2 protein-coding genes are annotated in these 12301 nt (G+C 75.0%); both read left to right on the top strand.

What is annotated here, in order from left to right:
- Nucleotides 1-17: 17 nt before the first annotated feature.
- Nucleotides 18-6635, top strand: a complete 6618-nt coding sequence (locus ACZ3IG_RS24765; protein WP_467434721.1) for a type I polyketide synthase — start codon at nt 18-20, stop codon at nt 6633-6635.
- 127 nt (nt 6636-6762) lie between these two features.
- Nucleotides 6763-12285, top strand: coding sequence for a type I polyketide synthase (locus ACZ3IG_RS24760; RefSeq protein ID WP_467434931.1), 5523 nt, complete (start codon nt 6763-6765; stop codon nt 12283-12285).
- Nucleotides 12286-12301: the final 16 nt, after the last annotated feature.

The following is a 12301-nucleotide window of genomic DNA, read 5'->3' as shown; positions in this document are numbered from 1 at the left end:
ACACGGTGGGAGCAGCCATGAGCAGCGGCCAGACTGAACAGATCGTCGAAGCGCTGCGCGCCTCGCTGAAGGACAACGCCCGGCTGAAGCACGAGTACGACAAGGCGGTCGCGGCCACCACCGCGCCCGTCGCCGTCGTCGGCATGGCCTGCCGCCTGCCGGGCGGGGTGTCCTCGCCCGAGGAGCTGTGGGAGCTGGTGTCCAGCGGGGGCGACGGCATCACCGGGTTCCCGGCCGACCGCGGCTGGGACCTGGACAACCTGTTCCACCCCGACCCCGACCACCCCGGCACCAGCTACGCCAGTGAGGGCGGCTTCCTGCACGACGCCGGGATGTTCGACGCGGGCTTCTTCGGCATCTCGCCGCGCGAGGCGGTGGCGATGGACCCGCAGCAGCGGATCATGCTGGAGCTGTCCTGGGAGGTGCTGGAGCGGGCCGGCATCGACCCGACGAGCCTGCGCGGCAAGGACGTCGGCGTGTACTCCGGCATCGCCTTCCACGACTACGGCGCCGGGCTGCCCGAGGTCCCCGACGAACTCGCGGGCTTCCTCCTCACGGGCGGGGCGGGCAGTGTGCTGTCGGGCCGGGTGTCGTACGTGCTGGGCTTCGAGGGGCCGGCGGTGACCGTGGACACGGCGTGCTCGTCGTCGCTGGTCACCCTGCACCTGGCGGCGCAGGCGCTGCGCGCGGGAGAGTGCTCGCTGGCGCTGGCCGGCGGGGTCACGGTGATGGCGGAGTCCGACGCGTTCGTCGGCTTCTCGCGGCAGCGCGGGCTCGCTCCCGACGGCCGGTGCAAGGCGTTCGCGGCGGCGGCGGACGGTACCGGTTTCGCCGAGGGCGCCGGGGTGCTGCTCCTGGAGCGGCTGTCCGACGCGGTGGAGGCGGGCCATCCGGTACTGGCGGTGGTACGCGGTTCGGCGGTCAACCAGGACGGCGCGTCGAACGGACTGACGGCGCCGAACGGCCCTTCGCAGCGGCGTGTCATCCGGCGGGCGCTGAACAACGCCCGGCTGACCGCCGCCGAGGTGGACGTGGTGGAGGCGCACGGCACCGGTACGGCGCTGGGCGACCCCATCGAGGCGCAGGCGCTGCTGGCCACCTACGGCCAAGGCCGCGAACGGCCGCTGTGGCTGGGGTCGGTCAAGTCGAACATCGGGCACACGCAGGCAGCCGCCGGGGCGGCCGGCGTCATCAAGATGGTGATGGCGATGCGGCACGGTGTCCTGCCGCGCACCCTGCACGTGGACGCGCCGACGCCGCAGGTGGACTGGTCGGCGGGGGCCGTGGAGCTGCTGACCGAGGAGCGGGCGTGGCCGCGGACGGGACGGCCGCGCCGGGCCGCGGTGTCCGGCTTCGGCATCAGCGGCACCAACGCCCACGTGATCCTGGAGGAGGCCCCCGCCACCACCGGTCCAGTGGACAAGGCGGTTCCCGAGCAGCCGCTCCTGGCCGGCGCCCCCGTGCCGCTGCTGGTCTCCGGGCGCGGCGAGGCGGCGCTGCGTGCCCAGGCCGAGCGGCTGCGATCGTACGTGTCGGACCGTCCCGGCGTGGCGCTGACGGATCTGGGCCGGTCGCTGGCCACCGGGCGCGCGGCGCTGGAACAGCGCGGTGTCGTACTGGCCGCCGGCCGGGACGCCGCGCTGCGCGGCCTGGCCGCGCTGGCCGAGAACACCCCGGCGCCGGAGGTGGTGCGGGGCGACGGCGGCCCGGCCACCGGGCACACCGTCTTCGTCTTCCCCGGTCAGGGCTCCCAGTGGCCCGGTATGGCGGCCGAACTCCTCGACTCCTCGCCCGTGTTCGCCGCCCGGTTCGCCGAGTGCGACCAGGCGCTGCGCCGCCACCTCGGCTGGTCCGTCACCGACGTCGTCCGGGGCGCCGCGTCGGCGCCGTCCATGGAGCGCATCGAGGTGCTCCAGCCCGCGCTGTTCGCGGTGCACGTGTCCCTGGCCGCGGTGTGGACGGCGGCCGGGGTGGCGCCGGCGGCGGTGGTCGGCCACAGCCAGGGGGAGATCGCGGCGGCGTACGTCGCCGGGGCGCTGACGCTTCAGGAGGCGGCCCGTATCGTCGTGCTGCGCAGCGCCCTGTTCGCCGAGGAGCTGGTCGGCAAGGGCGCGGTGGCCTCCGTCGCCGCCTCCGCCGACGTGGTGGAGAAGCGGCTCGCGGCGTGGGACGGGCGGCTGGCCGTCGCCGGCCGCAACGGGCCCGCCGCGTCCGCGGTCGCCGGTGAGGAGGCGGCGCTCGCGGAGTTCGTGGCCGGCTGCGAGGCCGACGGCCTGCGGGCCCGTGTCGTCGGCTCCACGGTCGCCTCGCACTGCGCCCAGGTGGATCCGCTGCGCGACCGTATCCTCGCGATGTTCGCCGACGTCCGTCCGCGCCGCTCGGCCGTCCCGTTCTACTCGACGGTCACCGGCGGCGCCTTCGACACCGCCGGTCTGGACGCCGAGTACTGGTTCAGCAACGCCCGCCGTCCGGTGGACTTCGAGGCCGCCGTGCGCGAACTGCTCGCCGACGGCTTCGGGTTCTTCGTGGAGTCCAGCGCCCACCCCGTGCTGGTCACCGCCATGCAGCAGCTCTTCGAGGACGCCGGGGCCGAGGCGGTCGCCGTGGGTTCGCTGCGGCGCGGCGAGGGCGGCGCGCCCCGGATGCTGGCCTCGCTCGCGGAGGGACACGTGGGCGGGCTGCCCGTCGACTGGTCCGCGGTCCTCGCCGGTGCGGCGGACTCCGGCGGGGGCGCCGAGGGCGAACGGGGTACCGGGGGCTCCGGCGGCCCGGAGTTGCCGGCCGTCACCGACCTGCCCACCTACGCCTTCCAGCACCGGCACTACTGGCTGGAGTCGGGCCAGGGGCAGGGCCACGGCGACGCCGCGAGCCTCGGACTGACACCGGCCGGGCACCCGCTGCTCGGCGCGGTCACCGAGGTCTCCGGTACCGGCTCCGCATCCGGCTCCGGTTCCGGCGGCTCCGGCTCCGGCTCCGTGCTGTTCACCTCCCGCCTGTCGCTGCGCACCCACCCCTGGCTGGCCGACCACGCGGCGGGGGGCACGGTGCTGCTGCCCGGCGCGGCCTTCGTGGAGCTGGCGGTGCGCGCCGGGGACGAGGTGGGCTGCCCCACCCTGGAGGAGCTGGTCGTCGAGGCGCCGCTGCCGCTGGCCGAGGGCGACGGCGTACGCGTACAGGTCCTCGTCGGCGAGGCGGACGAGCAGGGCCGCCGCCCGCTGTCCGTACGCTCCCGCCCCGCGGACGGCGATCCCGGCGCGGCCTGGACCCGGCACGTCAGCGGCTTCCTGACACCGGCCGCCGGCACCCCGCCACAGGCCCTGGCCCCGTGGCCGCCGGCCGGGGCGGTCCCGGTGGACCCGGAGCGGGTGACGGAGGCGTACGCGGAGATGGCCGCCGCCGGATACGGCTACGGTCCGGCGTTCCGGGGCCTGCGCGCGGTGTGGACGCGGGGCGAGGAGGTGTTCGCCGAGGTCGCGCTCGCCGAGGACCAGGGGCTGTCCGCCGACGGGTTCGGACTGCACCCGGTGCTGCTGGACTCCGCCATGCACGCCATCGGCTTCCGTGCCCCGGCCGGCGCCGACGCCGCGCTCGCGCTGCCCTTCGCCTACCGCGACGTCGCCCTGCACGCCGCCGGGGCGAGCGCGCTGCGCGTCCGCGTCACCCCGCACGGCGCCGACGAGGTCGCCCTGCACCTGGCGGACGGCACGGGCGCGCCCGTCGCCACCGTCGGCTCGGTGGTGTCCCGGCCGCTCACCACGGACCTGTCCGCCACCCGTACCGCCCCCGTCCGCGACCGCCTGTTCCGCGTCGGCTGGGACGAACTCCCCGCGCACGGCCCCGTCGAGGACGCGCCGCACCCCGTGCCGGTGGCGACCGCCGAGGACATCCGTGAACTCGCCGAGACCGCCGACCTGGGCATCCCCGAGACGCTGCTCCTCGAACTGGAGGCGGCGGCCGGCGGGCTGAGCGCCGGCGCCGTCCGTGACGTCACGGGCCGGGTCCTCGACCTGCTCCAGACCTGGCTGGCCGCGCCCGAACTGGACGACACCCGGCTGCTGGTCCTCACCCACGGCGCGGTCGCCGTGCACCACGACCGTGAACTCACCGACCCCGCCGCCGCGGCCGCCCTCGGCCTGCTGCGGTCCGCGCAGGCCGAGAACCCCGACCGGATCACCCTCGTGGACACCGACGCGGCCCAGGCGTCCCGCGCCCTGCTGCCCGCCGTCCTCACCGGCACCGAACCCCAGCTCGCCCTGCGCGACGGCGTCCGCTTCGCCCGCCGGCTCACCCGTGCCGACACCACCGGCGTGCTCACCGCCCCCGCGGACGCGGCGGCGTGGCGGCTGGAGCCCGGCGGTGACGGCACCCTCGAAGGACTGGCGCTGCGCCCCTCCCCCGCCGCGCTCGAACCGCTCGCCGCCGGGCAGGTCCGCGTCGAGGTACGGGCCGCGGGCCTGAACTTCCTGGACGTCCTGGTCGCGCTCGGCATGAACAAGGTCGACGCCACCCTCGGCAACGAGGGCGCGGGCATCGTCACCGAGACCGGCCCCGGCGTCACCGCACTCGCCGTCGGCGACCGGGTGATGGGCCTGTTCCCCGATGCCGTCGGCCCGCTCGCCGTCGCCGACCAGCGCACCGTCACCCGGATCCCGGACGGCTGGACCTTCCAGCAGGCCGCCTCCGTACCCATGGCCTTCCTCACCGCCTACTACGGTCTGCGCGACCTCGCGGGGCTGCGCGCGGGCGAGACGGTCCTCGTGCACGCCGCAGCCGGCGGTGTCGGCATGGCAGCCGTGCAGCTGGCCCGGCACTGGGGCGCCGACGTCCTCGCCACCGCCTCCCCCGCCAAGTGGGACACCGTACGCGCCACCGGCGTCCCCGCCGACCGCATCGCCGGCTCCCGCACCACGGAGTTCGAACGCCGCTTCCTCGACGTCACACGGGGCCGCGGCGCCGACATCGTCCTCGACTCGCTGGCCGGCGACCTGGTCGACGCCTCCCTGCGGCTGCTGCCGCGCGGCGGGCGCTTCCTGGAGATGGGCAAGAGCGACCTGCGCGACCCCGCCGAGGTGGCGGCCGCCCACCCCGGCGTCGCCTACCGGGCGTTCTCCCTCCACGAGGCGGGCGACGACCGTATAGGAGAGATGCTGCGGGACCTGGCCGCCCTCTTCGAGCGGGGTGTCCTGTGTCCCCTTCCGCTGCACACCTGGGACGTACGGGAGGCCCCGGCCGCCTTCCGGTTCATGAGCCAGGGCCGGCACACCGGCAAGAACGTCTTCATTCTGCCGCGCCCCCTCGACCCCGACGGCACCGTGCTGGTCACCGGCGGCACGGGCACCCTGGGCCGCCTGGTGGCCCGGCGCATGGTCACCGAGCACGGTGTGCGCCACGTCGTCCTGGCCGGACGGCGCGGCCGGGCCGCCGACGGCGTGCCCGAGCTGGAGGACGAGCTGCGCGCCCTGGGCGCCGCCACCGTCCGCACCGTCGCCTGCGACGTCGCCGACCGGGACGCGGCGGCCGCCCTGATCGCCTCGATCCCGCCGGACGCCCCGCTGACCGCCGTGGTGCACGCCGCCGGACTCCTGGACGACGGTGTGATCACCGCCCTGACACCGGAGCGGCTGGCCGCGACGTTCCGGCCCAAGGTGGACGCCGCCCTCAACCTGCACGAGCTGACGGCCACGCTGCCGCTGAGCGCCTTCGTCCTCTTCTCCTCCGGAGCCGGCACCTTCGACTCCCCGGGCCAGGGCAACTACTCCGCCGCCAACGCCTTCCTCGACGCGCTCGCCCGTCACCGGCACGCCGCCGGGCTGCCCGCCACCTCCCTCGCCTGGGGGCTGTGGGGCCAGGTCACCGACATGAGCGCCCACCTCGACGACACCGACCAGCGGCGCATGGCCAAGGGTGGCATGCTCGCCCTGTCCGTACCCGAGGGCATGGAGCTGTTCGACGCCGCCCTGCGTACCCCCGCCGCCGTCCTGGTGCCCGCCCGCATGGACTTCGCCGCGCTGCGCGGCCTGACCGGCGCCGGCACCCTGCCCGCGCTGCTCGCCTCCCTGGTCCGGGCCCCGCGCCGGGCCGTCGACAACACGGCGGCGGACACCGACGACCTGGCCGGCCGGCTCGCCAGGGCGACCGCGGGACAGCAGGAGAAAATCCTGCTCGACCTGGTCCAGCAGGAAGCCGCCGCCGTCCTCGGCCACTCCTCCGCCGACGCCATCGACCCCCACCAGCCCTTCAAGGAGATCGGCTTCGACTCGCTCACCGCGGTCGAGCTGCGCAACCGGCTCTCCCGCCGGGCCGGCACCCGGCTGCCCGCCACACTCGTCTTCGACCACCCCGCACCCACCGCCCTGGCCCGCTTCCTCCTCGCCGAGCTGGGCCAGGAGACCGACCCGGCCGAGCTGCTGCTGACCGAACTCGACGCCGTAGCCGCGACGCTGGCCGGGACCAGCCCCGACGCGTCGACCCACGCGACCGTCCTGACCCGTCTGAACGCGCTCGTCGAGCAGTGGAGGACGGCCGCGGACCCGGCCCGCACCGGTACCGGTACCGATGTCGAGGAGTTCGACGTGGACACCGCGACCGACGAGGACATGTTCGACCTCATCGACCGGGAATTCGGCACCACCTGACCGACCGCGACCTTCGATCACAGGCCCCGCTCGGCCCAGGCCCCGGCCCGACCGACCTCCGACGCGTTTCCATCAGGAGCGAACTCTCATGGCAGATGACGGGAAGCTGCGCGACTACCTCAAACGCGTGCTGGCGGACGCCCGCCGTTCCCAGCAGCGGGTCCGCGAACTGGAGGCCGAGCGGTCCGAGCCGATCGCCGTCGTGGCGATGGCCTGCCGCCTCCCGGGCGGCGTCACCTCCCCCGAGGAACTGTGGGACCTGGTGCGCCGCGGCCACGACGGCATCACGCCCTTCCCCGAGGACCGAGGCTGGGACCTGGACTCCCTCTTCCACTCCGACCCCGACCACCACGGCACCAGCTATGTCCGCGAGGGCGGTTTCCTGCACGACGCGGGCGACTTCGACGCCGCCTTCTTCGGCATCTCCCCGCGCGAAGCGGTCACCATGGACCCGCAGCAGCGCGTCCTGCTCGAACTGTCCTGGGAGACCTTCGAACGCGCGGGCATCGACCCGACCGCGTGGCGCGGCACGGACGTCGGGGTCTTCGCCGGCTTCGCGGGCAGCGACTACGGCAGCGAACTCACCGGACTCCCGGAGGAGTTGGAGAGCTATCTGATGACCTCGGGGGCGGGCAGCGTGCTGTCCGGCCGGATCTCCTACACCTTCGGTTTCGAGGGTCCCGCCGTCACCGTCGACACCGCCTGCTCAGCTTCCCTGGTGGCCCTCCACCTCGCGGCGCGGGCCCTGCGCGCGGGTGACTGTTCCATGGCCCTCGCCGCGGGTGTCACCGTCCTCGGCACCCCCCGCGCCTACATCGGCTTCTCCCGGCAGCGCGGCCTCGCCGCCGACGCCCGCTGCAAGGCGTTCGCCGCCGCCGCGGACGGGACGATCTTCGCCGAGGGCGCGGGCGTCCTGCTCCTCGAACGGCTGTCGGACGCCCAGCGCCTGGGCCACCGGGTGCTGGCGGTGCTGCGCGGCAGCGCGGTCAACCAGGACGGCGCCTCCAACGGCCTCACCGCTCCCAACGGTCCTTCCCAGCAGCGCGTCATCCGCCAGGCTCTGGCCGACGCCCGCCTCACCGCGTCCGACGTCGACGCGGTCGAGGCACACGGCACGGGCACGGCCCTCGGCGACCCCATCGAGGCGCAGGCCCTGCTGGCCACCTACGGACAGGGCCGCCCCGCGGACCGGCCGCTGTGGCTGGGCTCGCTGAAGTCGAACATCGGGCACACCCAGGGTGCCGCGGGCGTCGCGGGCGTCATCAAGACGGTACTGGCCCTCCAGCACGGAATCCTGCCGCGCACCCTGCACGTCGACGCCCCCACCCCGCAGGTCGACTGGTCGGCCGGCGCGGTGGAACTGCTGACGGAGGAGCGGGAGTGGCCGCAGGCGGACCGTCCGCGCCGGGCGGGCGTCTCCGGCTTCGGTGTCAGCGGCACCAACGCCCACGTCATCCTGGAACAGGCCCCGGAACGGGAGCCGGCCCGGACACCCGGCCCGGCGGCCCTCCCAGTGATGCCGTTGCTCCTCTCCGGACACGGCACGGCAGCCCTGCGGGCGCAGGCACGGCTGGTACGGGACCACGCCGGGGCACACGCGGAGGTGGACCTGCCCGAGCTGGGCGCCGCGCTGGCCCTGGGCCGGGCCGCGCTGCCGGACCGCGCGGTGATCCTGGCCGGCGACCGGGACGAGGCGCTGGCGGGCCTGGAGGCGGTGGCACGAGGCGAAACAGCACCCGGCGTCGTGACGGGCACGACGACACGCGGACGACTGGCTGTGCTCTTCACCGGGCAGGGCTCCCAACGGGCCGGCATGGGACGTGAACTGTACGAAGCGTTCCCCGCATACCGCGAGGCGTTCGACGAGGCGTGCGCGGCCCTCGGCGACGACATACGCGACATCGTCTTCGACGACAACCCGGACCGCCTCAACCAGACCAGGTACACCCAGGCCGCACTCTTCGCCGTAGAAGTCGCCCTCTACCGGCTCATCACCTCCTGGGGCATCACACCCGACATCGTCGGCGGACACTCCATCGGCGACATCACCGCCGCACACATAGCAGGCCTCCTCTCCCTGCAAGACGCCGCAACCCTGGTCACCACCCGCGGACGCCTGATGCAAGCACTCCCCGAAGGCGGCGCCATGATCGCCGTCGCCGCCCCCGAACACGACATCCCCACATCACCGGGTGTGGACATCGCGGCAGTCAACAGCCCCACCTCCACCGTCCTCTCCGGCGACGAAGAACCCGTACTCAAAGCAGCACAAGAACTCGCCGCACAAGGCATCCGCACCCGACGCCTCACCGTCTCCCACGCCTTCCACTCCGCCCGCATGGAACCCATGCTGGAGGAATTCCAACGCGTACTGGAAGGACTGACCTTCCACACCCCCACCCTCCCCCTCCTCTCCAACACCACCGGACAACTCGCCGACCCCGAAACACTGCGCACCCCCGCCTACTGGACCCACCACGCACGCGCGACCGTACGCTTCGCCGACGGCATCCAGGCACTGGCCTCATACGGCGTGACCACGTATCTGGAACTCGGCCCCGATGGCACCCTGTCCGCGATGGGCCGCGACTGCCTCGACTCCGGTGCGGAGGGCCAGGCGGTGTTCGTGCCCGCGCTGCGCCGCGAGGGCGACGAGGTGCGCGCCGTCCTCACGGCACTGGCCGTCTGCCACACCCGGGGTGTATCGGTCGACCGGTCCGCGCTGCTGGGCCGGACGGACGCCGGCCCGGTCGACCTGCCGACCTACCGGTTCCAGCGGGAGACCTACTGGCTGACGGCGGACGGCGCGGCGGCCGGCGACGTGACGGCCGCGGGCTTGGAGGAATCGGGTCACCCGCTGCTGGGCGCGGTGGTGGAGGTGCCGGAGTCGGAGGAGGTGCTGTTCACGTCCCGGCTGTCCCTGGCCGCCCACCCGTGGCTGGCCGACCACGTCGCGGCCGGGGCGGTACTGCTGCCCGGTGCTGCCTTCGTGGAGCTGGCGTTGCGCGCCGGTGACGAGGTCGGCTGCGGCGCGGTCGAGGAACTGGTCATGGAGACACCGCTGCCGCTGGCCGAGGGCACCGGGGTACGGCTGCGGGTGAGCGTGGGGGCGGCCGGGGAGGACGGCCGGCGCACGGTACGGATGCACTCGCGGGCCGAGGACGCGGGCGCCGCCTGGGTCCGCCACGTCTCCGGGACGCTGCGTCCGGTATCCGCGCCGGAGACGACACCGGGCACGACGCCGCGTACGACGCCGGAGGCGGTGGACCTGTCGGTGTGGCCGCCGGCGGGCGCCGTCGCCGTGGACCCGGCGGAGGTGGCGGCACTGTACGACGGTCTGGAGCAGGCCGGGTACCGCTACGGGCCGGTGTTCCAGGGGGTGCGGGCCGCCTGGCGCGCGGACGGCGCGGTGTACGCCGAGGTGGCCCTGCCCGACGACCACGAGGACCGGGCTGCGGCCTTCGGACTGCACCCGGCGCTCCTCGACGCCGCCCTGCACGCGGCCGACTTCCAGCACCGCGCCGACCGTACCGGCGCGCACACGACACTGCCCTACGTGTGGCGCGACGTCACCCTGCACGCCACGGGTGCCACGGCCGTGCGGGTACGGGTGGTTCCGACCGGCGGGGACAGCATGACCCTGCACCTGGCCGACCAGGCCGGCGCCCCTGTCGCGTCCGTGGGCTCGATGGTGTCCCGCCCGGTCGAGCCCGCGCGGTTCGCCGGCGGCCGGGCCGCCGAACACCTGCTGCGCCCGGACTGGGAGGAGACCACGTCGGCGGCGCCGTCCGCCCCGGGCCACGACACGGAGTCCGTGACGGTGCCGGTCGGCACGGCGGCGGACGTCCGCGCACTGGCCGCCCGCGGCGGCGGCCCCACCGGCACGCTGACGGTCGAGCTGACGGAACCCGGCGCCCTGCGCGACCTGACCGGCCGCCTGCTGGCCGTCGTCCAGGCGTGGTCGGCCGAACCGGCCCTGGACAGCACACGGCTGGCCGTGATCACCACAGGCGCGGTGGCCGTGGCACCGGGAGAGGACGTCGACCCCGCGCTCGGCGCCCTGTGGGGTCTGGCCGGGACCGCGCAGTCGGAGAACGCCGGACGCGTCGCCCTCGTCGACATCGACGACGCGCCGTCCTCGCGCACGGCACTGAGCACGCTCGTACCCGCCCTGTTCGCCGCCGACGAGACACAGGCCGCGATCCGCGAGGGACGGTGCTTCCTGCGCCGGCTCGTGCGCGCCGAGGCTCCGGGTGCGGCACCCGTGACGGGCGGCACGCCGATCGGCGACGGTACGGTGCTCGTCACGGGCGGCACGGGGTCGCTCGGCGCGGTGGTGGCCCGGCACCTGGTGCGTACGCACGGGGCGCGCAGCCTCGTCCTGGCCAGCAGGAGCGGACCCGGGGCGCCCGGCGCGGCCGGCCTGGCGGCGGAACTGGAGGCGGCCGGGGCTCGCGTCCACGTGCTCGCCTGCGACGTCGGGGACCGGGAGGCCGTGGCCGGCCTGCTGGCCGGGGTACCGGCCGACGCGCCGCTGACGGCGGTGGTGCACACGGCCGGCGTACTGGACGACGGCGTACTGACGGCGCTGGCACCGGACCGTATGGACACGGTGCTGCGCCCGAAGGCGGACGGCGCCCGCCACCTCCACGAGCTGACCGCCGGCTTGGATCTCTCCGCCTTCGTCCTCTTCTCCTCCGCGGCCGGCACCTTCGGCAGCTCGGGGCAGGGCAACTACGCCGCCGCCAACGCCTACCTGGACGCCCTGGCACAGCACCGCGCCGCCCGAGGACTCCCGGCGCTCTCCCTCGGCTGGGGCATGTGGGCCCAGGACGGCGGCATGACGGCCGGACTCGACGCCACCGACCACCGCAGGCTCGCCCGCGACGGCATGACACCCCTGTCGGCGGCCGAGGGCATGGAGCTGTTCGACGCCGCGCTGCGCGGCGGCACACCGGTGCTGCTCCCCATGAAGCTGGACGTGGGCGCCCTGCGTGCGCAGGCCGCCGGCGGACCGGTTCCCCCGCTGCTGCGCGGTCTGGTCCCCCGGCCCCGGCGCGGGCGGCAGCGGGCCGGGCGGGCATCGGCCGACGGAGCGGACGCGCTCAGCACCCGGCTGGCCGGCGTGGGCGCCGCCGACCGGCAGGCGATCCTCCTCGATCTGGTCCGGCAGGAAGCGGCCCACGTCCTTGGTCACACCTCCGCCGGCCGCATCGGCCACGGGGCGGCCTTCACCGACGTCGGCTTCGACTCGCTCACGGTGATCGAACTGCGCGACCGGCTCCTCGCCCGCACCGGGCTGCGCCTCCCCGCCACCTTCGCCTTCGACTTCCCGACACCCGTGGCTCTCGCCGACCACCTGAACACCCTGCTGGACACAGGCACCGCGGAGGACCCGCTGCTGAGCGAGCTGGCACGGCTGGAGGACCTGGTGGCGGCCCGCCCGGCCGACCGGGCCAAGGACACCGTCGCCGCCGCCCGGCTCCGGGTGCTGGCGGCCCGGCTCAGCACGGTCGCCCCCGGACCGGCCGGCGGCACCGACAGCGTCCAGACGACGCTCGACACAGCGTCGGTCGACGACGTCCTGGCCTTCATCGACGAGGAGTTCGGGATCGTCGACCCCTCGGACCCCGACCGCGCCCACGAGTGAAGAGGAAGGTGACCCC

It is taken from the genome of Streptomyces sp. NPDC016677 (genome assembly GCF_055562815.1).
Note: the sequence above shows the minus strand (reverse complement) of the source record. Positions and strands in the feature narration are given on the sequence as shown.